The 24,921-nt window shown below is 43.0% G+C and carries 19 protein-coding genes; 8 read left to right on the top strand and 11 right to left on the bottom strand.

Features of this window, described 5'->3' with window-relative positions; translation table 11 throughout:
- The first annotated feature begins 9 nt into the window (after positions 1–9).
- The 5 genes from PY092_RS13200 to PY092_RS13220 are packed head-to-tail and all read left to right on the top strand — an operon-like array spanning position 10 to position 6,744.
- Positions 10–1,686, top strand: coding sequence for a ribulokinase (locus tag PY092_RS13200; protein WP_275616271.1), 1,677 nt, complete (start codon positions 10–12; stop codon positions 1,684–1,686).
- Positions 1,687–1,689: 3 nt separating this feature from the next.
- On the top strand, positions 1,690–2,391 hold the full coding sequence (locus PY092_RS13205) for an L-ribulose-5-phosphate 4-epimerase (protein ID WP_275616272.1): 702 nt from the start codon (positions 1,690–1,692) through the stop codon (positions 2,389–2,391).
- 14 nt (positions 2,392–2,405) lie between these two features.
- On the top strand, positions 2,406–3,911 hold the full coding sequence (araA, locus tag PY092_RS13210) for an L-arabinose isomerase (protein WP_275616273.1): 1,506 nt from the start codon (positions 2,406–2,408) through the stop codon (positions 3,909–3,911).
- Between the two features lie 19 nt (positions 3,912–3,930).
- Complete coding sequence (locus PY092_RS13215) at positions 3,931–5,115, top strand: aldose epimerase family protein (RefSeq protein WP_275616327.1); 1,185 nt, start codon at positions 3,931–3,933, stop codon at positions 5,113–5,115.
- A gap of 9 nt (positions 5,116–5,124) precedes the next feature.
- Positions 5,125–6,744 (top strand): sodium:solute symporter, encoded by a 1,620-nt coding sequence (locus tag PY092_RS13220; protein WP_275616274.1) that lies wholly within the window; start codon positions 5,125–5,127, stop codon positions 6,742–6,744.
- Between the two features lie 48 nt (positions 6,745–6,792).
- Here PY092_RS13220 and PY092_RS13225 read toward each other — a convergent pair whose 3' ends face one another.
- From PY092_RS13225 to PY092_RS13235, 3 genes are read right to left on the bottom strand one after another with little or no spacing between them, the layout of a single operon-like run.
- Positions 6,793–8,103 carry a TolC family protein gene (locus PY092_RS13225; protein ID WP_275616275.1) on the bottom strand — a complete coding sequence of 437 codons (1,311 nt, stop codon included), beginning with the start codon at positions 8,101–8,103 and terminating at the stop codon, positions 6,793–6,795.
- A 1-nt stretch (position 8,104) separates the two neighbouring features.
- Complete coding sequence (locus PY092_RS13230) at positions 8,105–11,191, bottom strand: efflux RND transporter permease subunit (protein ID WP_275616276.1); 3,087 nt, start codon at positions 11,189–11,191, stop codon at positions 8,105–8,107.
- Positions 11,191–12,264, bottom strand: a complete 1,074-nt coding sequence (locus PY092_RS13235) for an efflux RND transporter periplasmic adaptor subunit (protein WP_275616277.1) — start codon at positions 12,262–12,264, stop codon at positions 11,191–11,193. The genes PY092_RS13230 and PY092_RS13235 overlap by 1 nt, the downstream gene beginning before the upstream one ends.
- Before the next feature lie 257 nt (positions 12,265–12,521).
- Between PY092_RS13235 and PY092_RS13240 the strand changes: the two genes are divergently transcribed.
- Together PY092_RS13240 and PY092_RS13245 are read left to right on the top strand one after the other, a co-directional pair.
- Positions 12,522–13,367, top strand: a complete 846-nt coding sequence (locus tag PY092_RS13240) for a universal stress protein (protein WP_275616278.1) — start codon at positions 12,522–12,524, stop codon at positions 13,365–13,367.
- A 1-nt stretch (position 13,368) separates the two neighbouring features.
- Complete coding sequence (locus PY092_RS13245) at positions 13,369–14,232, top strand: universal stress protein (protein WP_275616279.1); 864 nt, start codon at positions 13,369–13,371, stop codon at positions 14,230–14,232.
- Positions 14,233–14,245: 13 nt separating this feature from the next.
- Here the strand turns inward: PY092_RS13245 and trxA are convergent, their stop codons facing one another.
- Positions 14,246–14,545 carry a thioredoxin gene (gene trxA, locus PY092_RS13250; protein ID WP_275616280.1) on the bottom strand — a complete coding sequence of 100 codons (300 nt, stop codon included), beginning with the start codon at positions 14,543–14,545 and terminating at the stop codon, positions 14,246–14,248.
- A gap of 161 nt (positions 14,546–14,706) precedes the next feature.
- On the opposite strand from trxA, the gene PY092_RS13255 reads away from it, so the two are divergent.
- Positions 14,707–15,471, top strand: a complete 765-nt coding sequence (locus PY092_RS13255; RefSeq protein ID WP_275616281.1) for a 3-keto-disaccharide hydrolase — start codon at positions 14,707–14,709, stop codon at positions 15,469–15,471.
- A gap of 5 nt (positions 15,472–15,476) precedes the next feature.
- Here PY092_RS13255 and PY092_RS13260 read toward each other — a convergent pair whose 3' ends face one another.
- The 7 genes from PY092_RS13260 to PY092_RS13290 all read right to left on the bottom strand — a co-directional run bounded on the left by PY092_RS13260 (position 15,477) and on the right by PY092_RS13290 (position 24,921).
- A complete protein-coding gene (locus PY092_RS13260; RefSeq protein ID WP_275616282.1) occupies positions 15,477–15,614 on the bottom strand; it encodes an adenine nucleotide alpha hydrolase family protein in 138 nt (45 codons plus the stop codon).
- A 160-nt stretch (positions 15,615–15,774) separates the two neighbouring features.
- Positions 15,775–17,319 carry a M28 family metallopeptidase gene (locus PY092_RS13265; RefSeq protein WP_275616283.1) on the bottom strand — a complete coding sequence of 515 codons (1,545 nt, stop codon included), beginning with the start codon at positions 17,317–17,319 and terminating at the stop codon, positions 15,775–15,777.
- A gap of 248 nt (positions 17,320–17,567) precedes the next feature.
- Positions 17,568–19,220 (bottom strand): sodium:solute symporter, encoded by a 1,653-nt coding sequence (locus tag PY092_RS13270; protein ID WP_275616284.1) that lies wholly within the window; start codon positions 19,218–19,220, stop codon positions 17,568–17,570.
- A 25-nt stretch (positions 19,221–19,245) separates the two neighbouring features.
- On the bottom strand, positions 19,246–20,571 hold the full coding sequence (gene xylA / locus PY092_RS13275) for a xylose isomerase (protein WP_275616285.1): 1,326 nt from the start codon (positions 20,569–20,571) through the stop codon (positions 19,246–19,248).
- Between the two features lie 10 nt (positions 20,572–20,581).
- Complete coding sequence (locus PY092_RS13280) at positions 20,582–22,066, bottom strand: xylulokinase (protein ID WP_275616286.1); 1,485 nt, start codon at positions 22,064–22,066, stop codon at positions 20,582–20,584.
- A gap of 431 nt (positions 22,067–22,497) precedes the next feature.
- A complete protein-coding gene (locus tag PY092_RS13285; RefSeq protein ID WP_275616287.1) occupies positions 22,498–23,028 on the bottom strand; it encodes an RNA polymerase sigma-70 factor in 531 nt (176 codons plus the stop codon).
- 147 nt (positions 23,029–23,175) lie between these two features.
- The gene (locus PY092_RS13290) at positions 23,176–24,921 is read right to left on the bottom strand and encodes a RagB/SusD family nutrient uptake outer membrane protein (RefSeq protein ID WP_275616288.1); all 1,746 of its coding nucleotides are present in this window, start codon (positions 24,919–24,921) and stop codon (positions 23,176–23,178) included.

The following is a 24,921-nucleotide window of genomic DNA, read 5'->3' on the forward strand; positions in this document are numbered from 1 at the left end:
AAAGGAGCAATGAAAAAATATGTAATAGGACTCGATTATGGTTCCGACTCGGTAAGAGCGGTAATGATCGATTCTCAAAACGGGGCGGAATTAGCCTCCGAAGTATTCTGGTACCCCAGATGGAAAGCACAAAAATTTTGTGATCCAGCAATCAACCAGTTTCGTCAACATCCCTTGGATCATATAGAAGGATTGGAGCATACCATATCTTCTGTGATGAAACAAAGTGGAGTGTCTCCAGAAACAGTGAAGGGTATTTGTATAGACACTACGGGATCTTCCCCCATGCCAGTGACACAAGATGGAACAGCATTGGCCTGCGTAGAAAGTTTTGAAGAAAATCCGAATGCCATGATGGTGCTTTGGAAAGACCATACCGCTGTAAAAGAGGCGAACGAGATCAATGAGTTGTCGAGAAGCTGGGGCGGAGAGGATTATACCAAATATGAAGGAGGGATCTATTCTTCCGAATGGTTCTGGGCCAAAATTCTACATGTGGCCAGAGAAGACAAGAATGTAATCGATGCCACCCATACCTGGATGGAACATTGCGATTTCATTACGTATCTGTTGGCGGACGAGAAAGATTTAAAAGCATTTAAAAGAAGTCGATGTGCCGCAGGTCATAAAGCCATGTGGCATGATAGCTGGGGCGGACTACCTGACAAGGAATTTTTATCCAAATTAGACCCTTACTTGGCATCACTTCGAGATGATTTGTATGAAGAGACATATACTTCCAACGAGATTGCCGGTCATTTAAATAAAGAGTGGGCGGGCAAATTAGGCCTTACCACGGATACGGTAATTGCTGTGGGCACTTTTGATGCCCATGCAGGTGCTGTTGGTGCCAAAGTGGATCACCATGCATTGGTTCGGGTAATGGGAACCTCCACTTGTGACATTATGGTATCTTCCAACGAAGCGGTAGGTAATAAAACGGTTAAAGGGATATGTGGGCAAGTTGATGGTTCCGTAATCCCCAGTATGGTCGGTTTGGAAGCAGGCCAATCCGCTTTTGGAGATGTATTGGCATGGTTCAAAAGTGTATTGCAATGGCCATTGGACAACCTGGTTTTAAACTCCAAAGTTTTATCTGAGGAACAAAAGGCCGAGCTTAAAGCTGAGGTGGAATCAAAGTTTATTCGCTCCCTGGCCGAACAGGCCGAAGCGATTCCCTTGTCCGAATCAATACCAGTCGCATTGGATTGGGTAAATGGAAGAAGAACCCCGGATGCCAATCAAGAATTGAAAAGTGCCATTTCCGGTATCTCACTGGGTACCAAGGCCCCCCATATTTTTAAATCCTTGGTAAATGCCATTTGTTTTGGCGCCAAAATGATCGTGGACCGTTTTGAAGAAGAAGGCGTAAAAATCGAGACCGTAATCGGTATTGGTGGCGTGGCCCGTAAATCGCCTTTCATCATGCAGACATTGGCCAATGTACTGAACATGCCTATCAAAGTGGCAGAATCAGACCAGGCCCCTGCTCTGGGAGCTGCAATATATGCGGCCGTTGCTTCGGGAATCTACGAAAATGTAATCGAGGCCAGTAAAGTAATGGGAAGTGATTTTGAAGCTGAATATTTCCCGCAATCCTCCCAAGTGGAAGTGTATGCCCAACTTTTGGAAGAGTATAAACAGCTTGGAAGCTTTGTCGAACAACAGACGAACAAAAACATATAAAAGATGAGCTCAAAATATAAATCGCTCAAAGAAGAATGCTACGAAGCAAACATGGAACTCAATACCTTGGGTCTGGTCATCTATACCTTCGGTAATGTGAGTGCTGTGGATAGGGACAATGCGGTTTTTGGTATTAAACCCAGTGGAGTACCCTATGAAACACTCAAACCTGAGGATATCGTCATCATGGATTACGATAACAAGGTGGTCGAAGGCAGCATGAGACCGTCATCCGACACCAAAACACACAGTTATCTGTACAAAAACTGGGAAAATATTGGAGGAGTGGCGCATACACACGCCATGTATTCCGTTTCGTGGGCACAGGCCCAAATGGACATCCCTATTTTTGGAACCACACATGCGGATCACCTAACGCAAGATATTCCTTGTGCACCACCTATGGCAGACGAACTTATCGAAGGAAATTATGAGCACAATACAGGGATTCAAATTTTGGATTGCTTCAAGGAACGAAATTTGGACTACAACGAAGTCGAAATGGTACTGATTGGTAACCATGGCCCGTTTGCTTGGGGTAAAAGTGCAGCTAAAGCAGTTTACAACACCAAAGTATTGGAAACAGTGGCCCAAATGGCCTACTTGACTTTGCAAATCAATCCACAGGCACCTAGATTGAAAGATTCATTAATAAAAAAACATTACGAGCGTAAGCATGGTAAAAATGCCTATTACGGTCAATAAATAAACTACAGTAAATGAGAATATCCGAAAAAGAAATCTGGTTTGTAACAGGTAGTCAACATTTGTACGGACCAGAGACTTTGAAACAAGTGGCCAGCAATTCAAAAGATATCGTTGATGGATTGAATGCAGCTGGGAAATTACCGGTTACCTTGGTTTTTAAACCCATTGTAACCACACCACAAGAAATAACAGCGGTTTGTCGCGAAGCCAGCAACGAACCATCTTGTATCGGGATAGTCACATGGATGCACACGTTCTCTCCAGCAAAAATGTGGATTGCAGGCCTCAAGATTTTAAGCAAACCATTGTGCCATCTGCACACACAGTTCAACGCAGAGATTCCTTGGGATAGCATTGATATGGATTTTATGAACCTGAACCAATCGGCACACGGAGACCGTGAGTTTGGTTTTATGATGTCCAGAATGCGTAAAAACCGCAAAGTAGTCGTAGGTCATTGGAAAGAAGAAAGAGTTCAGAATAAATTGTCCGTTTGGGCAAGAACAGCTTTGGGCGCTGATGAATTAAGACACATGAAAGTTGCCCGTATCGGGGACAACATGCGCGAGGTTGCCGTTACCGAAGGGGATAAAGTTGCGGCGCAAATGCGTTTTGGGGTAGCCGTAAACGGTTACGATTCATCGGACATAACCAACATTATTGATGGATTGGAACAAAAAGCCGTTGATCAACTGATTGAGGAATACGAAGCGAGTTACAATTTATCAGAATCCCTTCGGAAAAATGGTGCACAGCGCCAATCCTTGATAGATTCCGCTAGAATAGAATTGGGACTCAGAACGTTTTTGGATGAAGGTGGATTCAAAGCATTCACGGATACTTTTGAAAACTTGGGGGCATTGAAACAATTGCCCGGTCTGGCAGTGCAACGCCTGATGGCCGATGGCTATGGTTTTGGAGGCGAAGGTGATTGGAAAACCGCTGCGCTGACCAGAACCATGAAAGTGATGGCCAAAGGTTTGGAAGGAGGAACGTCTTTTATGGAAGATTATACCTATCACTTCACACCTCAAAAAGATTATGTTTTGGGATCCCACATGTTGGAGATTTGTCCTTCCATAGCAAATGCTAAACCATCATGCGAAGTACATCCATTGGGTATTGGCGGCAAAGAAGACCCTGTTCGGTTGGTTTTTGATTCCCCTGCAGGTAATGCATTGAATGCTTCCCTGATCGATATGGGCAACAGGTTCCGTTTGATCGTGAACGAAGTTGAAGCAGTGGAACCCATGGCCGACTTACCGAAATTGCCCGTGGCACGTGTGCTTTGGGATGCAAAACCAAACTTGGATGTCGCTGCCACTGCGTGGATTCATGCTGGTGGAGCCCACCATACTGTTTATACACAGGCATTGACCACCGAATACATGGAAGACTTCGCCGATATTTTCGGAATAGAACTTTTAGTAATAGATTCGGACACGAAACTGAGAGCATTTAAAGATCAGCTCCATGCAAACGAAGCATACTACCATCTGTTTCAACATGGGATGTAATTAACTAACAAAAACTATGATGATGAGGATAGCCAAACCTTTATTGTACACTGTTTTACTTTTGGTCTTTATTGTTACAGGCTGTAAGCAAAACAAAAAAGAAAGTCAGTCAGAAATGAAAACCGTAAAAACTGAAAGTGAACAAAACCCAATCAGCGAAACTGTATTTGGGGAAATGCCCGATGGAACAAAAGTGAAGAAATTCACTTTGAAAAATGAAGCGGGAATGGAAGTGGATGTCATTACCTATGGGGGCATCATAACCCGTTGGACAGCTCCAAATAAGCAAGGAAACTATGAGGATATTGTACTTGGGTTTGATGATCTGGACCAATACTTGGATGGAAACCCATACTTTGGAGCGCTCATTGGCAGATATGGAAACCGTATTGCCAAAGGACAATTTTCCTTGGACGGGGAAACTTATACTTTGGCGACCAATGATGGGGACAACCACCTACATGGCGGAGAAAAAGGTTTTGATAAGGTAGTATGGAACGGTGTGGCCAAAAACACTGCGGAAGGCACTGTTTTGGAGTTGATATATACCAGTGAAGATGGAGAAGAAGGTTACCCTGGGAAATTGGATGTAAAAGTTACCTACACCCTTACTGATGACAATGCCCTAGATGTTCAATATGAGGCAGTTACCGATAAACCTACCGTGGTAAACTTAACGCAGCACAGTTATTTTAATCTGTCAGGGCAACTTTCCAGACCTGTTTTGGACCATGAAATTTATTTGAATGCCGATACATACCTGCCAGTTGATGGAGGTTTGATTCCAACGGGCGAGTTCAGGGAAGTGACAGGAACTCCTTTTGATTTTAAGGAGCCTAAATTAATTGGTAAGGAGATAGAGGTCGATAACCAGCAATTGGGCCTTGGCGGAGGATATGATCACTGCTGGGTACTCAACGAAACCAAAGAGGAATTAGGTTTGGCAGCTAGTGCACATCATCCGGAAACAGGAAGGTTTTTGGAAGTGTATACCGATGAACCTGGGATTCAGTTTTACAGTGGAAACTTTTTAGATGGTACACTGCCATCAAAAACGGGAGGTACTTATGCAAAGCGTTCAGGTTTCTGCTTGGAAACACAACACTATCCAGATAGTCCAAACCAAGCTGATTTTCCTTCAGTAAGATTAAACCCAGGAGAAGCGTATTCCTCAAGGACCATGTTCAAACTATCAATCAAATAAACAGCCGATATGAAGACATTGGATACTTTTGATTGGATTACAATATCCATATACTTTCTGGTTCTTTTGGGAATTGCCCTGTGGGTAATCCGAAAAAAGAAGAACAACACCGAGGACTATTTCTTGGCAGGTAGAAATGTAGGTTGGTTTGTGGTCGGGGCCTCAATTTTTGCGTCGAACATTGGTTCGGAACACGTTGTGGGACTAGCAGGAGCGGGTGCAGGCGACCGTTTGCCCATGCTAATTTACGAAATACAGGCTTGGATAGTTCTTATTCTTGGTTGGGTGTTCCTGCCTTTTTATGCCAGAGCTGGGGTTTTTACGATGCCCGAGTTTTTGGAAAAACGATTTGATGCAAGAGCACGATGGATACTTTCTGTATTCTCCATTGTTGCCTACGTACTTACAAAAATATCTGTGACCATTTATGCAGGAGGAGTGGTGGTCTCCGCACTTCTTGGCATTGATTTTTGGACAGGTGCCATAGCAACCGTTGTACTTACCGGAGTATATACAGTGCTGGGAGGTATGCGAGCAGTGGTTTATACCGAAACGTTGCAGGCAATCATTCTGGTAATTGGTGCTGCAGCTCTAACCTTTATCGGTTTAGACCACGTAGGTGGTTGGGAAAGTATGAAACAGACCGTGACCCCTGAATATCTCAATATGTGGAGGTCGGCTTCCGACCCTAATTTCCCTTGGCCTTCGCTATTGATTGCCAGTACCATAACCGGTATTTGGTATTGGTGTACAGATCAGTATATCGTGCAACGTGCCTTGACCGCCAAAAACATAAAAGAGGGTAGGAGAGGGACTATTTTTGGGGCTTTGTTGAAATTGTTCCCCGTATTCTTGTTCCTAATTCCAGGGGTAATTGCACTTACCTTAAAAATGAGGGGAGAGTTACATTGGGACAGCCCAGATGAGGCATTTCCTGTTTTGATGAGCAATCTATTGCCATCGGGACTTAGAGGATTGGTAGCCGCAGGTCTATTGGCCGCTTTGATGAGTTCCTTGGCTTCCGTATTCAATTCTTGTTCCACGCTGTTTACGGTGGATATCTACAAAAAACTAAGACCCAATGCTCCAGAGAAAAAGTTGGTAAGAACCGGTCAGATTGCCACAGTGATCGTGGTGATTATCGGTATCATCTGGATTCCGATCATGGCCAATATTTCAGGAGTTCTTTACGAATACCTACAAAGTGTTCAGTCCTATATAGCCCCTCCGATCACGGCTGTGTTCCTACTGGGTATATTCCATAAGCGAATCAATTCGCAAGGAGCATTTGTAACCATGATTGTCGGTTTCATAGTCGGTGCCTTGAGAATTGTGCTGGAATTGGTGAAAGATTCATTGAATCCGGACAGTATCTGGTTCCTTTTGGGGGATATGAACTTCCTGTCCTTTGCATCTTGGTTCTTCTTGTTTTGCATTATTCTGATTTTGGTCGTGAGTTATGCCACTGCGCCTCCGTCAGATGAAAAGATCAAGAACCTTACCTACGCAACGATTTCAGATGATGAGAGAAAAGTGAACAAAAACAGCTACAATTGGAAAGATATTGCCATTTCCATCATTATCATAGCCATTGTGGCCTATGTGATGATATGGTTCAATGGGAAATAAAACTATTGATCAAGATGTATTGAAAAAGGGCACTTTAAAGTGCCCTTTTTATATTTTAAGACTCCCCGCCAACTGCTTTAGGACAATCTCGGAAACCTTGGCTTGGTATTTTGCGTTGCTATTACGGACCCTGGCATTGATGTAGTTCAACTGCGCGGTACGGAATTCGATTGTGGGGATGATTCCAATTCTATATTTTTCCACAGTAATATCCAGGTTTTCTTTGGCTATCAGCTCATTTTTCTCTTCCAATTCCATCAGGCTAATATTGGTCAAATAGGTTTGATAGGTGGTATTGACCAAGGAAGTCAATGTTTGTTCTTGCTCGGCAATGGCCAATGTTGCATTTTCCAAGGCAATCTTGCCGATTTTCTCGTTTCGGTTCTGGTTGAAACCATCAAATAGGTTGAGAGATGCCCCAAAACCATAGTTGAATCCATTCGATTGGGAGCGGGTACTGAAACCCAGTTCAGAAGTGGACCGACCGACATTGTATCCCGTGGTCACATAAACCGAAGGATATCGTGATGCCTTTATCTGTTTAAGTTCCAGTTCACTGATACGTTTGTTTATTTTTTCAGCTTGTAATTCTGGGTTTTCCTCGACTACTTGATTTTCCAGTTTTTCCAAGCTCAAATTTTGGTCCACGAATATTTCAGGGATGACCTTAAAATCAATTTTCAGGTCTCGTGCCAATTGTTCGTTGAGCAAGATTTTCGTGTTCTTGTGCAGTTCTTGCTGTCGTTGCATTTCAGTTTTGTCAGTGTTCAGGTCAACCTGAGCGTTAAGTACTTCCAATTTGGAGGCTTTACCTATGGTAAAACGGTTTTGGGCCAGTTCCACCCGTTGTTCGGAAATCAGTAATGTACTGTCCAGGGCGGAAAGTTGCTGTTGTTGTTGAACCAAATCGTAGTAAGTGGTCATTACTTCGCCTACTTTACCCAAGACGGTTTGCCTAAGTTCCGCTTCGCCCAATTTTTGGGTTTCCTTGAGTTGTTCGTGGTCGGCAAACATGCGCAATCCGTCAAAAATGGTCCATTCCAAAGCCACTCCGTAGTTGAGGCTACTGTTCTTGGCGTTGTCGCGCTCAACCTCCGAGCCATCTACCCGGGTTTGCGATAAATTTTGAATACTGTTATTGTCCAACACACTCGCGGTAACTTGGGGCAGCATTCCCGCTTGTCCAGGGCTAACACCCATTTCGTCCATTCGCAGTTCGTTCTTGGCCGTTTTTATCTGGTAATTATTTTCAAGGGCAATTTTTACGGCTTCCTCGACGGTCAACACCTCTTGGGCATTACATGCTGCTAAACCGCCTATAATCAATAATAGTAAGCTGATTCTGTTTTTTATGTCCATACTAAGATAGCTCAAGGGTTTTGAATTCGGGTCTTTGGACTTTTTTTCGGGACCACATGAGATAAAGAGCCGGGATTACATATAGGGTCAATACCAACGAGAACATGGTTCCTCCTATGATTACAACTCCCATGCCTGTTCTGCTGGTGGAAGCGGCACCCAATGACAGAGCGATGGGCAGCGCGCCCAAAGCCACTGTTAGACTAGTCATTAGAATAGGGCGTAATCTGGATACAGAAGCTTTCATGATAGCCTGCATTTTGGTTATGTTCTCGTCCTCTTCCTGTAGTTGATTCGCGAACTCGACAATCAAAATTCCGTTCTTGGTCACAAGGCCTATCAACATAATGGTCCCGATCTGACTGAAAATGTTCCAGGTCTCCCCAAATAGCCATAGTGAGAACATGGCTCCGGCAACTGCCAAGGGAACCGTCAAAATAATAATGAACGGATCAATGAAACTCTCAAATTGCGCTGCTAAAATCAAGAATATCAATACAAAGGCAAGACCGAATGCAAATGCCGTGTTGGAACTACTTTCCACAAAGTCCCTGGATTCGCCACCGAGATCTGTGGTAAAAGTATCATCAAGCACTTTTTCTTTGATAGTGTTCATGGCATTGATGCCATCTCCCATACTTTTTCCAGGCGCCAAGCTGGCCGATACCGTGGCGGACATATATCTGTTGTTGTGGAACAATTGTGGGGGGCTACTGTGTTCTTCAGTAGTGACCAAATTATCCAATTGAATGAGTTGATTCTCGTTGTTTTTCACAAAAATGGAAGTAAGGTCCATGGGTTCGTCACGATCTTGTTTGTCAAACTGGCCTATGACTTGATATTGTTTGCCGTTCATTAAAAAATAACCAAAACGTTGCCCACTAAGGGATAGTTGAAGTGTTTGGGCCACATCCCTTACCGAAACGCCGAGGCTTTCCGCCTTTTCACGATCTATGGAAACATATATTTCGGGTTTGTTGAACTTTAGGTTGACATCGACGAAAGAAAAAGTAGGGTCTTTTTCGGCCTCTGCCATAAATGCGGGTATCCGTTCTTCAAGTTTTTCAAAATTCTTGGCCTGAATAATGAATTGCAAAGGAGCACCACCACGTTTGTTTACCGAAATCGTAGGGCGTTGGAAAACACTGGCTTTTCCTCCTACATAGCTTTTGGCCCAGTTGCCAAAATCCTGGGCTATTTCCGCTTGCGATCGTTCCCGTTCATTGGGGTCGGATAATAGGATACTTGCTCGACCACTGTTGACCGATGAAACCCCAAAACCCGGTGAAGTGATAATCAGTCCCACTTTTCTTTCGGGAATGGAGTCGAGTACCAAATCCGTGATTTCTTCCATGTAGCGCTCCATGTATTCGTACGATGAACCTTCCGGGGCATTGACCACCAGTCTCACATAGCTTCTATCATCGTAAGGTGCGGTTTCTTTTTGTAGCAATATGTAAAACAGTACGATTACACCGATACAACCGAACAAAATAGGAATGCTCAACCACTTTTTGGCGATAAAGCCTTCCAAGGATTTTTTATAGGACTCGTTCATTCTTTGGAAGAACTTTTCCGTTACATGATAAAACTTGGATTGTTTTTGTTTTCCCGGTTTGATCAAATACGCATTCAACATCGGGGTCAATGAGAGTGATACAAAGGCGGAAACCAATACGGCCGAACTCAAAACAACCCCAAATTCCCTAAAGAGCCTTCCTACGAATCCTTCCAGAAAAATGATGGGCAGGAAAACTGCCGCCAAAGTGACCGATATGGAGATAACAGCAAAGAATATCTCTTTGGAACCTTTTATGGCTGCCTCGATGGGGCTCATGCCTTCTTCTACTTTCTTATAGATGTTTTCAGTGACCACAATACCGTCATCCACAACCAATCCCGTGGCCAGTACAATGGCCAAAAGGGTTAGCACATTAATGGAAAAACCGAACAACCACATGATGAAGAAAGTAGCGATAAGGGAAACGGGAATGTCGATCAATGGACGAAGGGCCATCGACCAGTTCCTAAAAAATAGATAGATAACCAAAATTACAAGCACAATGGAAATGAGCAAGGTTTCAGCCACCTCCGTGATTGCTTTACGCACAAATACGGTGTCGTCCACTACAATATTGAGTTTGTACCCCTCGGGCAGATCCTTTTTGAGTTGCTCGTATTCTTTATAAAAAGCGTCGGCTATTTCCAAATAATTAGTGCCGGGTTGTGGTATGATAGCAGTTGCCACCATGGGTTGGCCAAGGTTGGTCATCTTGGTCTCCATGTTTTCGGCTTCCAAAGAGGCGTTTCCAATATCGCTCAGATGGACCAGTTTTTCGCCATCGGCCATAATCACGATGTTGTTGAATTCTTCTTCCGTATTCAGGTTGCCGATGGTTTTTACCGTAAGTTCGGTATTGTCTCCTGTTAATTTGCCCGATGGCAATTCAATGTTTTGCGCCAAAAGCGCACTCCTAACATCGGCCACGGTCAATCCGTAGGATGCCAAACGTACAGGGTCTATCCATAACCGCATGGCATACCTTCGTTGTCCCCAAATTTGAATGCTACTTACCCCTGGAATGGTCTCCAATCGTTGGGCAATCACATTTTCGGCATAGTCGGACAGTTCTAAAATATTTTCGTTGTCACTTTCAATGGTCATGGACAATATCCGTTCGGCATTGGAATCCGATTTGGAGACCACTGGAGGGGCATCAAGGTCATCGGGCAAGCTTCTCACCGCTTGGGATACCTTGTCCCTAACATCGTTCGCGGCTTCCTCCAAGTCTTTGTCCAAGTTAAATTCAATACTTATGGAACTGGAACCTTGGACACTGGAAGAGCTGATGTTTCTAATGCCATCAATGGAATTGATTGCTTTTTCCAGAGGCTCTGTGATCTGTGATTCAATGATGTCCGCATTGGCGCCCGAATAATTGGTACGTACCGAAACTTGTGCAGGATCGATGGAGGGATACTCCCGTATGCCCAAAAACGTATATCCGATAGCACCAAAAAGTACTATGGCAATGTTCATCACTATCGCAAGTACGGGTCTTTTAATACTTAAGGTGGAAAGGTTCATTATTCCGCGTTCTGGGTTCTGGTTTGTTCTAATTTGACTTGAACAGGGTTGCCGTTTTGAACGGCCATTACCCCATAGGTAATGATGGTATCACCTGCTTTTAAACCAGAGATGACCCTAACGGAACTCCCTGTTCTGGAACCTGTTTGTACATCAATTTCCTTTGCCACCCCATTGTTGGTAATGAAAACCCTTTTTCCGTTTTGGACAGGTATCAAGGACTCGGTCGGAACCAACAACGCATCATTTACGGTTTCCAAGGGGAGAATAACATTGGCAAATCCTCCTGGGTATAGGTTTTTGCCACGATTATCCATTATGGCACGCACTCTCAAGGTTCTTGTGGTAACCTCGATTTCAGGATCAATGGCATAAATGGTGGCTTCGTATTCCTCTTTGGAATCAGAAGTGGTAAAATTCAATTGGGTTCCTACATGTACTTGGGAAGCGTATTTTTCAGGAACTGAAAATGTGATTTTTAAATCATCGGTATTCACGAGTTTTGCAATAACAGTTGCTGGGGTAACATAAGTTCCTTTGGAAATGGAACGTAAACCAATGGTCCCCGAAAAAGGCGCTTTTAAATTGGTTTTGGACAATTGCGCGGCGATCAGTTCGGCTTCTGCATTGGCAGAGGCATAATCGGCACTGGCAATGTCATATTCTTCCTGACTGATGGCTTGCTTCTCAAGCAGCAGTTTCGCCCTTCTTTCGTTTTCAGCGGCCAGTTTTTTGGCGGTAAGTGCTTTTGAAAGTTGGGCTTGGAGCTCAATATCGTTTACTTTTACCAAAACCTGGCCTTGGGAAACTTTACTGCCTTCCTTGAAATTAATGCTTTCCACTATCCCAGAAACTTCACTCCTGATCTCTATTTGCTCATCGGGTTCCAATGTTCCCGAAATGGAGATGTTATCCTTGAAAATTTGGGGTTGTAGGACCATACCGGATACCGTGGCGATTCTGGGGCCAGAACCACTGGATTTGCCGATTTCCGCATTGGATTTGATTCTGTAGGCAATAAGCACACCTACTCCAACAACTAATAGGCCGTAGACAATGTGTTTTACTTTCATTTTGGTTTTGTGGTTGGTGGTGCTGTTTTTATATAAAAACAGAGGGTAATAAAGATAGAGCTAGACCAATATTCAATGAAAGTGTTTAACATGGGAATCCCCTGAACGTCGATATGGAAGGGGTTAACGACAAATAAATGAGTGTAAAAGGTATTATGGGTCTTCATGTATGTTAAAATTTGATACCAATTATCGATTGACTTAAGTCATTTTTTGCAAGGTTTACACCATTTATCTTTGATAAAAGCGTAAATATCATGAAAACCGTATTGATCCCTACAGATTTTTCAAAGAATGCCCTTCATGCTCTGCAATATGCTCAAGAATTATTCAAATGTGAGCGGGCTTGTTTTTTTGTGATGCATACCTATGGGGAGGAAGTGTATGGAGAATATAAAACCGCACCCAAGGAAGATATTGAGAAGCTAAAAGAGGAAAAAAGAAAACTATCCGAGAAGAAATTGGATGAATTGGTCAATTCCGTACTGGGAGAACCGCCTAACCCACTGCACAATTTTGAGACCGTGGTAAGTTTTGATAGTCTTGTGGATGGGGTAAATGACTTTGTGGATGAAATGAACATTGATCTTGTGATTATGGGTACCAAAGGAGAGACCAGTAATCACAAGACCACATTTGGCAGCTACACCATTGAGGTTTTCAAGTATGTTAAATGCCCAGTGTTGGCCATTCCCGAAGGTTTTGAGTACAGGCAACCTAAGGCCATTCTTTTCCCAACGGATTACTTGCTGCCCTATAAGCGTAGGGAACTTAAGCTTTTGGGCGATTTGGCGGGTAAATTCAAGTCCAAGATACATTGTCTGTATATTACGGATTTTGAAGAGCTGAGCCCTCGACAAGAGGACAACAAGCTATTCCTTGAAGGAACCTTGACCAAACCTTATTTGTATTTTGAAACGGCCCCAGTGAAAAATAAAGCTGAGGTAATTTTGGAACAGATTGATAAAAAGGAAGTTGGGATGTTGGTCATGATCAATTCAAGACATTCCTTTTTTGAGGATATGCTCTACAGGTCAACGGTGGATTTACTTGGCCTGAAGATAAAAATACCCTTCATGGTAATGCAGAATTTAAAGCGTTGAGATGATGAAAAAGAAACGGATCATATTGCCTACGGATTTTTCCGATAATGCTTGGAATGCCATAGTTTATGCTTTGACGCTTTTTAAAAATGTACCCTGCGATTTTTTCATCTTGAACTCCTATCAAGTCGGTGCTTCAGGTCTATCAACCAAAATGGCGGGAGCCAACGATACCCGTTTGTATAATTTGATCAAGGAGCAATCCGAACGGGAATTGAAGGGGGAGCTGGAAAAAATCAGAAAAATTGACAAAAATCCAGAACATACCTTTCAAGTTAAATCAATTATGGAGACTTTGGTCAATGCCCTTGGTAAAACCGTCTACAAGGAAGAGATAGATTATGTGGTAATGGGCACTAAGGGGGCATCTGGGCTGAAAGAAGTCTTTATGGGAAGTAACACCTACAAAGTCATCAATGAGATAGATTTTTGTCCTATCATAGCCGTTCCGGATGATTACCAGGCCGATGGAAAATTGGATTCCATGTTATTGGCGACAGGTTATGAACACCTTTTTGAGAACTATGAACTCAAACCATTATTGGACCTTGCCGAAAATTTCAATGCCAAATTATGGATTGTCCACGTAGGTAGTTTAGATGAACTGACTGCCGCACAAAAAGCCTCCAGGGAAACATTGGAAAGACGACTTAAAACCATTAACTACGAGTTTGTGGAAGTGGAAAAAGATATTTCCGTCAACAACACCATTCAGAAATTGGTGGATGAAGATAGGGATATTGATATGGTGATCATGATCAATCAGGATCATTCCTTCTTTGAAAGATTGACCCGTGAACCTGTCATCAAAAAAGTGAGTTTCAATATTAAAGTACCGTTCTTGGTAGTTCACTTGTTTGAGTGAAATCGGCAGAACCCTACAAGAATGATTTTGCCAATTGCACTAGCTCTCCTTTCTGGAGCACACCCGATTTTCGCCAAAGTTGTTCGCCGTTTTTAAAGAAAATCATAGTGGGCACACCTCTGACTTGGTATGTATTGGCCAGATTTTGGTTTTTGTCGACATCTATTTTCACAATCTTTAAATAATCGCCCATTTCATCCTTTACCTGTTTTAAAATAGGAGCCAACATTTTACAGGGTCCGCACCATTCTGCGGAAAAATCGATAAGCGTCAATTGCTCGCTGTTGATCAAATTTGCAAAACTTCCTTTCATCGTTCACTGAAATTAACATCTGCAATTTATAAAAACCCGTTCTTTTCCAAAGTGACTTAGGTCACCTTGTTTAAAAATGGCTCATGCCAATTTCCAAGTAGTTAAGGTCGGATACTTTTTCTATCTTTAACCACTGCACTACAAAACAAACTATACTGCACATGCGTAAAAAAATAACCGGATGCGTACTTGTCTTGCTCATACTGGCATCCTGTAAAACAGATAAGAAGAAAGACGATTCCGATACTTGGAGAACCAAAAAAGCAGCCGTTGCAAACGCAACGCACAACCAATTGTTGGAAGTGGAAAAGGAAGAAGGCTGGGAGTTGCTTTTTGATGGGAAAACCATGAATGGATGGCACCTTTACAATGACCCAGATGCTGAATCGGTTTGGGAAGTGGTGGATGGTAGTTTGCATAGCAACGCCAATGATGAATCTTTGACAGCGGGTGATTTGGTGACCGATAATGCCTACGAAAATTACGAGTTGACCCTGGAGTGGAAGATTTCCGGAAATGGCAATAGTGGAGTCTTTATCAATGTGCAGGAATTACCGGAAGTGCCCACAGCATGGCAAAGCGGACCGGAATACCAGATATTGGGTGCAGATCACATGGATTACGATGTGCCCGAAAAGCGCCCAGGCTGCCTCTATGTGTTCTTGCCCCAACAGAACAACGTTGAGGTAAAACAGGGCGAGTGGAACAAGACCAGGATAAAACAGGTGGATGGCAAAATTGAGTTTTACCTCAATGGAGTCCTGACCGCGGAGAAAGATTTTAGCTTACCCGAATGGAAAGAAGGGATTGCTGGTACACATTTTTCAAAATATCCAGAATTTGGCAAGACCACCGAAGGCAAAGTGGCATTGCAATATTGGTATTTTGAAACCTGGTTCCGAAATATAAAAATCCGGGAACTCTGATTAGATTACCAAAATAGGCACTTTGGGGCGCTCATCAACACTTTTCTAGGTGTACCTCCGTAGATATTGGTGTTTCGTAAAAAGGTGGAATTTCTACCCACAATCAATAAATTGGCTTTTTCTTTTTTGAGGGCTTTTTTCAAGTTTTGAACCACCCTTCTGCCTTTCAAAAGCTTGAAGTTCCATTTATGGACATCCAAAAATCAGGGAGTTGTTTTTATGTTTTGTAGACGTAAAGCGCAACAAAAAACCTGTAAATCATAGATTACAGGTTTCTTGAATTTCATTTTGATATGTATGGCCTTACCTTGAGCTTGTCTCCAATGCCTCTCTTGGTAGCTTCTCTTCCCGTTGAGCGGTATTGTACACAAAGGAAGCCACGATGACCGCCATTTGTTTAAGGTCATCGATCACAAGACGTTCGTAGGTATCCATATTGGTATGGTGCGTTCTGGTTCTATATTCAATAGGGTCTTGTATGAACTGAAAACCTGGTATGCCAATGGCATCAAACCCTAAATGGTCCGTGCCGCCTGTATTTCGGATAGTCAATGTGGTATTGTCAATGATATCATCAAAAGGTTTGAACCATTCTTCAAAAATGGGCTTTACCTTATCATTGCCCTGTAAATAAATTCCTCTGATTCTACCGGTACCATTGTCAATATTGTAATAGGCGGAAACTTTTTCCTGTTCCTTGGTCAATTCCATCGTCTCACGATCGCCGAAATGGTTTTTCACATAGTTTCTTGACCCGTGAAGTCCTTGTTCCTCACCGCCCCATAGTGCAATCCTTATGGTGCGTTTCGGGTTGAGCCCCGTGGCTTTGAGAATTCTTGCGGCTTCCATCATTACGATACATCCAGCGGCATTATCCGTAGCTCCTGTCGCACCATGCCATGAATCCAAGTGGCCGCCCATCATCACTATCTCAGACTTCAGTTTTTTGTCAGAGCCTGGGATTTCCCCGATTACATTGTAACCTTGTAGGTCCGATTCATCAAAAGAGGTTTTGATTTCTGCTTCCACTTCAACAGGGACACCATTTGAATTTAAACGGGCCAGTAGGTTCAAATGTTCGGGTGCAACTTCTATTTCGCTTACACTTTCAGGCGCATCTTTTAGATAACCCCTTCCACCACTGGTAAACAAAGTTCCCTCTATGCCTCTGGCACCTTTTAAAATCACAGCGACTCCTTCTTCTTTGAAGAAAGTCCCTATTTTTTGGTTGAGTTCCCGCATGGCCATCCATCTTTTTCGTCTTTCCTCTTGCTCTGGTGTTCTTTCTCCTCTAGGTTCTTCGGGCTGTTCCATTTCTTTGAGCTGCTCTTCGGTAAACCGAACGGCATCCGGCTCAAAAGTCGGGCCTTGATCCCCGGAAGGTTTCACGGCAACAATGGCATCCTTCAGTGTGCCTTTGTACTTTGCAAAATCTTCTTCGGAACTGATATCCACAAAGACCACTTTTCCGCTGACCTCTCCGTTGGTACTGGCTGTCCAGGCTTTTGGAACGGCGATAAACGGCATGTAATAAGGCTTGGTCATAGCGACATAGCTTTTGTGAATTTCCCAGCCTTTACCAAATTCGCCCCATGGCTCGAGATTGGTGTTGGTCAAGCCCCAGTCCGCCAATTGCTCTGTAGCGTAATTTGCAGCCCTTTTGTAACCTTTGGAATTACTGAGACGAGGCCCGGATTTATCAATCAGGTTAAAAGCAATAGCTTCAATTTGCGAGTTGTTAAATCCTTCATTTTTAATCTTTTCAATGGCATCGGAGTCAATACTTTCTTGGGATATCCCCATGGCCGTTGACAATAAAATTGAGACAAGTAAAAGTTTGATTTTCATTTTGAAGTCATTTAAGGTTGGATTGGTTAAAATTGAATTAGCTCACATTTATTCGTTGGAAATAAATATCTTCTGAAGATATGAAAAACTTACCTGTAAATAGCTCAAAAATAGGGTGTAATGATAATTCTTGTCATTAATCAAATTTTGAATGCGAATAGGTTGTGAAAATGCAATAATCGATTTGGAAATGATGAAAAAGAAAAGCCCCGAAGTTTGGGGCTTTTTTATGTTGTTTTTTTGAGTTTTTATCCGGTAAAGTAGGATAGGATACCGATTACTATCACTATCAAGAGTACTGAAAGTATGATGTCGATGGTACTATAACTACCTTTGGAGTTCACACGATCTTCTGGGGACAGTGTGCCAAAGGACAGGCCTTTGATGGTCGCATAATCGGGAGGGGAAGTGGCCAAAGTGACCACAATACACAGTACTACTGAAAAGATGAACATAAAAATGGCCATGTGTGCAAAATTTACCGAAGCAAACTGGAACAGAAAACCGGATACTTCCGTGCCAGCAGCAATTTGCGGTTGATAATAAATCTCAGACCCTAATCGCAGTATCAAAAGTACTAGACCGGCGAACAGCGTTGTAATGGCCGCCTTGGAGTTTACCCTTTTCCATATAATCCCCAGTAAGAACACCGTGGTCACTGGAGGGGCAATATATGATTGTACATTTTGCAAATATTGGTACATAACACCGCCACCAATTTTGTCCATAATGGGAATCCAGATAATGCCGAGCACCACAATAATCCCCGTGGCAATCTTACCTATGGTCAATAATTCCCGTTCAGATTTCTCTGGGCGTAGTTTTTTATAGATGTCAATGGTAAAAATCGTGGAACACGAATTGAATACGGATGCCAACGAACTCATCAATGCTGCCATAAGACCACCTGCGACTAAACCTTTCAATCCTACGGGAAGAAGTGTTTTTACCAACATTGGGAATGCCCTGTCAGCTCTGTCCACATTGAAAACCTCAGGGTTTTGTATGGTCAATGCAAAGGCAATGATACCGGGTATCAAGAAAATCAAAATAGGCATCAATTTTAGATAAGCTCCAAAAATGGCTCCTCGTCTACCGATTTTAATATTGTTGGCCGCCAAAGTACGCTGCACAATATATTGGTCCGTACACCAATACCAGATACCTACAATGGTTCCCCCGAACAATAGTCCGGTCCAAGGGAAATCCGGGTCGCTCATGGGTCTCCACATATTAAAATGGTCAGGACTTACCGATGTTACCGTTTCATGCAGTTGCCCCCAGCCACCTACTTCATTCAATCCCAAATAGGTAATGATCAGGGAACCCAAAATCAGAATAACGGTTTGAAGGGTTTCGGTATAGATCACAGCTTTCATACCTCCGATGACGGTATAAATTCCCGTGAATATCACTACACCAATGGCTCCGTACCAAAAAGGGATACCCAAGAGTTCAGAGACCACGATACCCCCGGCATAAATGGTCACAGAAACCTTGGTCAGCACATAGGCGACTAGTGAGAAAATGGACAAGAACCACCGTGAACGGCTATCGAATCGTTTTTCCAAAAACTCGGGCATGGTAAAAGCACCGCTTCGGATGTAGAAGGGTAGGAATAACCAACCGAGCAATAACACGATCCAAGCATGCAGTTCGTAATGTGCCATGGGTGTCCCGGATTCGAACCCGGTGCCGGCAAGCCCGACAACATGTTCAGAACCGATGTTGGAGGCAAAAATGGAGGCTCCGATTACAAACCATCCCACATTCCTACCGGCCAAAAAATAGTCTTCGGTGTTTTTGTTTTTCTGGGACACGACCCAAATGGCCACACCGATCAAGGCCAAAAAGTAGATGCCCAGGACAATCCAATCCGGCCTTTCTAAAACTGATTCCATGATTTAAGTTTGATTGGTTGTCAGTTTATATGTATTGGTTGATGATGTTCTCGAACAGTTCTTGCTGACCACTACGCTGTTTAATGTATTGGTTGGCGGAAGCGTGTTTGTAAAGGTCTTCCAAGCTGAGTTGGCCGTCTTCAAATGCTTTTCCTGTTCCACCATCGAATGATGCGTAGCGTTCTTTGCGCATTTCCTTGTATTTGGATTTGGAAAGAATGTCGTTCGCTGCCAGTAAAGCACGTGCAAAGGCATCCATTCCACCAATGTGGGCATGGAAAATATCTTCCAAGTCAGTTGAATTTCTACGCACCTTGGCATCAAAGTTCACTCCTCCACCTTGGAAGCCGCCGGCTTCAAGAATAATCAACATGGATTGGGTAAGTTCGTATACATCCACTGGGAACTGATCGGTATCCCATCCGTTCTGGTAATCTCCCCTGTTGGCATCGATGCTGCCCAGCATATTGTTGTCTGCTGCAATCTGAAGTTCGTGCTCAAAAGTATGTTGGGCCAGAGTGGCATGGTTTACCTCGATATTCAGTTTAAAGTCATCCTGGAGGCCATATTTGTTCAAAAAGCCCAGTACAGTGGCCGAGTCAAAATCATATTGGTGCTTAGTGGGTTCCATTGGTTTTGGTTCAATAAAGAATGTACCTTTAAAACCTTGTGCCCGTGCATAATCCTTTGCCATGTGAAGAAACCTTGCCATGTGGTCCAGTTCGCGCCCCATATTGGTATTCAGCAAAGACATATATCCTTCACGACCTCCCCAGAAAACATAGTTTTCGCCATTCAATTTGATGGTGGCATCCAATGCATTTTTCACTTGGGCGCCTGCAGCGGCTAGGACATCAAAATCGGGATTGGTGGCAGCGCCGTTCATATATCTGGGATTGCTAAAGCAATTTGCCGTTCCCCACAATAATTTTACTCCGGATTCGGCCATTTTTTCCTTGGCGTAATCCGTAATGATATCCAGTCTTTTTTCTGACTCGGACAAAGTGCTGCCCTCATCGATCAGATCAACATCATGGAAACAGAAATACGGAGCCCCTATTTTTGTGATAAATTCGAAAGCGGCATCCATTTTGTCCTTGGCTTGTTGAACAGGGTCCATGTTGTCGAACCAAGGAAAATTCTTGGTGGGTGCTCCAAAAGGATCGCTACCCGTGTCGTTGAACGTATGCCAATACGCTATGGCGAACTTAAAATGTTCTTTCATGGTTTTGCCGGCCACTACTTTATTTTCATCATAATATTTAAAGGCGAACGGATTGTCCGATTCTTTTCCTTCAAAGGAAATTTTGCCTATGCCCTTAAAATATTCCTTGTCTCCTGTTGTGATCATAATTTTAAATTCAGTTGTCTATATATTCGTTTAGATTATTTTTCCATGCTTGGTACGCCTCTTGGTATGCTTCAGAAGAAGCATCGGGTTGGTAAGTTTGTTCGATTTTATCGGAAGCTGTTGCTTCACCAATATTTTTGAAATCCCCATAAGCACATGCTGCTGCCCTGGCAGCACCTACGGCACCTGTGGTTTCCACAATATCAATTTGGCTATTGGATAGTGTTGCGATGGTTTTGGAGAAGATTCCAGCCCTGAATAGATTATCGTTTCCAGCTTTTATGGAAGTGATATCAACCCCATCATTTTTTAGGATTTCCATCCCGTATACAAATGAAAAGGCAATCCCTTCCAAGGCAGCCCTGTACATATGTGGTGCCTTGTGCACATTGAAATTGATGTTCAACATGCGAGACCCTTTGTTTATGTTGTTCAGCATACGTTCTGCACCATTTCCAAAGGGTAGGATATGAAGACCGTCAGAACCTATCGGTATGGATTCCGCCTGTTGGTTCATGGTATCGTAGCTGAGTCCATTGCTTATTTCTGAGCGTACCCAATTGTATTGGATACCTGTCCCGTTGATGCATAATAGTTTGCCAATCCGGGGCTCGTCATCGGTGTGGTTTACATGGGCAAAACTGTTGATTCTTGTATGTTCCTGCGTCTTTTTTTGTCCTGAAATGGCATACACCACACCAGAAGTACCGCCTGTTGCGGCAATCTGACCGGGTTCCACGACGTTTAGGGCCAATGCATTGTTGGGTTGATCCCCGGCACGGTACATTACCGGGATTCCCTCGGGCAGACCCGATTCCTCAGCTCCCTGTTTGTTCACGCGACCTTGCTCGGAAAAAGAAGGTCGGATTTCTGGAACGAGAGAAGGATCGATTCCCACATCTTCCAATAACCAGTTGGCAACTTGATTTTCTTTAAAGTCCCACATGATTCCTTCGGAAAGACCAGATGGAGTGGTTACGCATGCACCCGTGAGTTTCATGGCGAGAAAATCGCCAGGTAGCATGAATTTGTGAATCTTATTGTAAAGTTCAGGTTCGTTGTCCTTGACCCATTTTAGTTTTGAAAGGGTAAAATTTCCTGGGGAGTTCAATAAATGGTCGACACATTTTTGTTCTCCTGAACTTTGAAACATTTGTTCCCCGATATCCACAGCGCGGCTATCACACCAAATAATGGAGGGCCGTAGCACTTGGAGCGATTTATCCACAACGACCAAACCATGCATTTGATAGGAAATCCCAATGCCCTTGATGTTACTTTTGTCAATGGAGTTTTTTGATATGAGTTGCTGTGTGGCCAAGCAGGCATATTTCCACCATAGTTCTGGATTCTGCTCCCCCCATCCTATGTTGATGGAGTCAATCGGCATTTCTTTTTTGGGTTCTTGAACAATATCTTTAACCTTACCATTGTTGGCATTGACCAATGCCGCTTTGATTGAGGAACTACCAATATCGAAACCTATCCAATACATTAATTAGGGACTTTGCATTTTTTGAATATAGATATTCAAATATAGTCAAGGAATTGATTGTTTAGGTGTGTGTTTCTGATTTTCTTTCTGCTATGGATGTATTTAAATGTATTTGACACACTAATAAACATTTGATAATAGGCTGAAAAAATCCATCGGAAGAAGTTTAAATATGACATAACGAACTTCCTGCCACTATGATACCTAGAAAAGGGCAATACTTTTGAGGGGCAAAAGCCGCAAGTGAATAGCACTACGATTAGGAAAAAATATAAAAGCTCTCAAATATTTATTTTTGGACTTTTTTAATGGAACTGGAAGGTTTGAAAGCCCTAATAAATAAGGGCTTTACAGCCTTTCAAAAATCTATGCTTACCGAATGGGTAACCACTATTGAATGAAGGTGTTTTTTAGTTTATACGTTTTGATAATCAAACTGTTTTGAAATAGAACCTGAACAACCTTAATGCATTGCTTATATGAGTTTCCACGGTTCTGATGGAAATATCCATTTCTTGGGCTATTTCTTTGTTGTTATACCCTTGTACACGACTTAGATAGAATACCCTTCGGCATCTATCGGGGAGTCTGTCCATGGTTTTCAAAAAGAGCTCTTCGGATTCGAGATAGTCCATGTGTTCTTTTACGCCTTCTGAAACGGGTCGGGATTTTAAGGTGTCCTCTGCAGATACTTTTCGTTGTTGTTGTTTAAGAAAATTGATTGCCCTGTATTTTACGCCACGGAACAGATAAGCCTCTATCTGGTCAATCTGGGTAGTGGCCGATTTTTCCCAAAGACTGATGAATATTTCTTGGACCAGATCTTGGGCGATTTGATGATCTCCGGTTAGGCTGTGCGCATATATATATAGACGCTTCCAATAGAGGGCAAAAATCTTTTCCAGTGCTTTTTCCTGTCGATTTTGAAGAGCTTTGAAAATGAGTTTTGGGTTTTCCATCATCTATGGCACCTAGGATTTGAATAGAGCCTTATTGTCAAATTTATTGGGTGCACGTCAACAAATTGCTTGTTGAACATTATGGTTTTGTTACTAAAAAAATGCTCCTGGAAAACACCAAGTTTTCCAGGAGCACTATTGAAAATTGGGTTACCAATTTGGGTTTTGTGTAAGATTTGGATTTAATTGCAACTCTTGGATTGGAATGGGTAAAAAATAATCCCGTTCTTCATTAAAAGTTCTATCATTAAAACCTGGAAGTGGGTCGATCAAGTTCTCGGCACTCAACTCAACATCTGTGCCTAATTGAAAGTATTTGGCCCCTTCAATCTGACCTGCAGGAAGTTCACCTTCATATATTACTGTGTCGATGGCTCCGTTGCCATCCAGATCGTACTCCCCTGGCCCTGGCAGATAGATTCCTCGCAAGGGCAAGGTAATGGATTGTCCCGCTTTCCAACGCCGTACATCATTCCAACGGTGTCCCTCCATATATAATTCAACTCTACGTTCCCTTCTTATTTCCAATAATAGTCCTTTATTGTTTCCGCTTACATTGGGGTAGAACATTTCTTGATAGGAATCTGGATTGGAATTGGCATTGGCCAAAGTAAGACCGGGCATCCCCACACGATTGCGTAGCAAGCCAATGGATTTATCCAAGTCATCTTGGGTAATTGTTCCCAATTCTGTTTTTGCCTCGGCATAGTTCAGCAAAATTTCCGCAAAACGGAACACGGGCAGATCGTTGGTGTTTTGGTTGATCCCATCTGAATTTGAGCCAGTGACAAACTTGGTCAGGTGATAGCCCGTAATGGTAAAAGAAAGATCTGGTGCCAACTCAATACTTTGTCCAACCCTTGTGTAACCGGATGTACGAATTGTTTGCGACAGTCTGGGATCACGATTTGCCGTTTCCTGGGAGAAGGGAATGGTGTTGTAATCTGCCAGATCGGTAAAACGACTACCATCAGCATTTAAATATGAGTTTGCAACCATTTTGGGCATGCCGGGCGTTCCCTGCGACCCGGTCAAAGTGTAGTAATTGGCCCGGTGCCCATTGGTCAATGGTTCCGTATATTCCCTTGCCAAGATCACCTCAGAGGTTTCTGCCGTTTCTGCTCTGAACAGATCTGCATAATCGGTATTGGGGTTGCCTGTACCGTACAATAGGTACGGACTGTTGTCCATCAGCTCCTGTGAGGCATCAACGGCAGCTTCCAAATACTTTTCATGACCGGATATACCATGGTATTTTTCAAAAGTACCCTCGAAAAGCGCAATCCTGGATTTAAGGGCCAGTGCAGTATATTTACTTACTTCATACAAGTACTGCTCGTCGCCCATGTTGGCAATGGCCCAATCCAAGTCTTCCAAAATGTTGTCTATTACCAATTGACGGTCATCTCTGGCTTTATATAGATCTTCATCATCGGCTTCCATGGTTTTGTCATACCATGGTACATCACCAAAATTAACTACCATGCCAAAGTAAAAGTATGCCCTGAAAAACCGGGCAACACCTCCATAACGGTTTTTGGCAGCTTCATCTTCACACTTCTCATAGTTTTCCAAGAAATAGTTGATGTTTCGCAGGTTGGTCCAATCCCATCCGCCTCCACTTGAGGGGACGATACGAGAACTGGTCATAAGGTCGCTTAGCGTGTTGTGTACAATTTCGCCACATTGGCTATCGGTTGTGAAAATTTCATTTCTGGAAGAACTGTTTGGCAACAAAAGATAGAAGCTATTGGTGTACAGTTCCAAATCAGAAGCGGTTAGGAAGAAACTGTCCTCGCTAACGTCGGATATGGGATTTTTATCCAAATAGTCATCACTGCAGTTCAGAAGAAATAGACTGCTCAGACTTATCAATGCAATATATATTCGTTTCAT

It is taken from the genome of Flagellimonas yonaguniensis (assembly GCF_029193885.1).
GTDB lineage: Bacteria > Bacteroidota > Bacteroidia > Flavobacteriales > Flavobacteriaceae > Flagellimonas > Flagellimonas yonaguniensis.

Coding starts and splice junctions, on each gene's coding strand:
- PY092_RS13200 (WP_275616271.1), top strand. CDS start 10: ATGAAAAAATATGTAATAGGACTCGATTATGGTTCCGACTCGGTAAGA.
- PY092_RS13205 (WP_275616272.1), top strand. CDS start 1,690: ATGAGCTCAAAATATAAATCGCTCAAAGAAGAATGCTACGAAGCAAAC.
- araA (WP_275616273.1), top strand. CDS start 2,406: ATGAGAATATCCGAAAAAGAAATCTGGTTTGTAACAGGTAGTCAACAT.
- PY092_RS13215 (WP_275616327.1), top strand. CDS start 3,931: ATGATGAGGATAGCCAAACCTTTATTGTACACTGTTTTACTTTTGGTC.
- PY092_RS13220 (WP_275616274.1), top strand. CDS start 5,125: ATGAAGACATTGGATACTTTTGATTGGATTACAATATCCATATACTTT.
- PY092_RS13225 (WP_275616275.1), bottom strand. CDS start 8,103: ATGGACATAAAAAACAGAATCAGCTTACTATTATTGATTATAGGCGGT.
- PY092_RS13230 (WP_275616276.1), bottom strand. CDS start 11,191: ATGAACCTTTCCACCTTAAGTATTAAAAGACCCGTACTTGCGATAGTG.
- PY092_RS13235 (WP_275616277.1), bottom strand. CDS start 12,264: ATGAAAGTAAAACACATTGTCTACGGCCTATTAGTTGTTGGAGTAGGT.
- PY092_RS13240 (WP_275616278.1), top strand. CDS start 12,522: ATGAAAACCGTATTGATCCCTACAGATTTTTCAAAGAATGCCCTTCAT.
- PY092_RS13245 (WP_275616279.1), top strand. CDS start 13,369: ATGATGAAAAAGAAACGGATCATATTGCCTACGGATTTTTCCGATAAT.
- trxA (WP_275616280.1), bottom strand. CDS start 14,545: ATGAAAGGAAGTTTTGCAAATTTGATCAACAGCGAGCAATTGACGCTT.
- PY092_RS13255 (WP_275616281.1), top strand. CDS start 14,707: ATGCGTAAAAAAATAACCGGATGCGTACTTGTCTTGCTCATACTGGCA.
- PY092_RS13265 (WP_275616283.1), bottom strand. CDS start 17,319: ATGAAAATCAAACTTTTACTTGTCTCAATTTTATTGTCAACGGCCATG.
- PY092_RS13270 (WP_275616284.1), bottom strand. CDS start 19,220: ATGGAATCAGTTTTAGAAAGGCCGGATTGGATTGTCCTGGGCATCTAC.
- xylA (WP_275616285.1), bottom strand. CDS start 20,571: ATGATCACAACAGGAGACAAGGAATATTTTAAGGGCATAGGCAAAATT.
- PY092_RS13280 (WP_275616286.1), bottom strand. CDS start 22,066: ATGTATTGGATAGGTTTCGATATTGGTAGTTCCTCAATCAAAGCGGCA.
- PY092_RS13285 (WP_275616287.1), bottom strand. CDS start 23,028: ATGATGGAAAACCCAAAACTCATTTTCAAAGCTCTTCAAAATCGACAG.
- PY092_RS13290 (WP_275616288.1), bottom strand. CDS start 24,921: ATGAAACGAATATATATTGCATTGATAAGTCTGAGCAGTCTATTTCTT.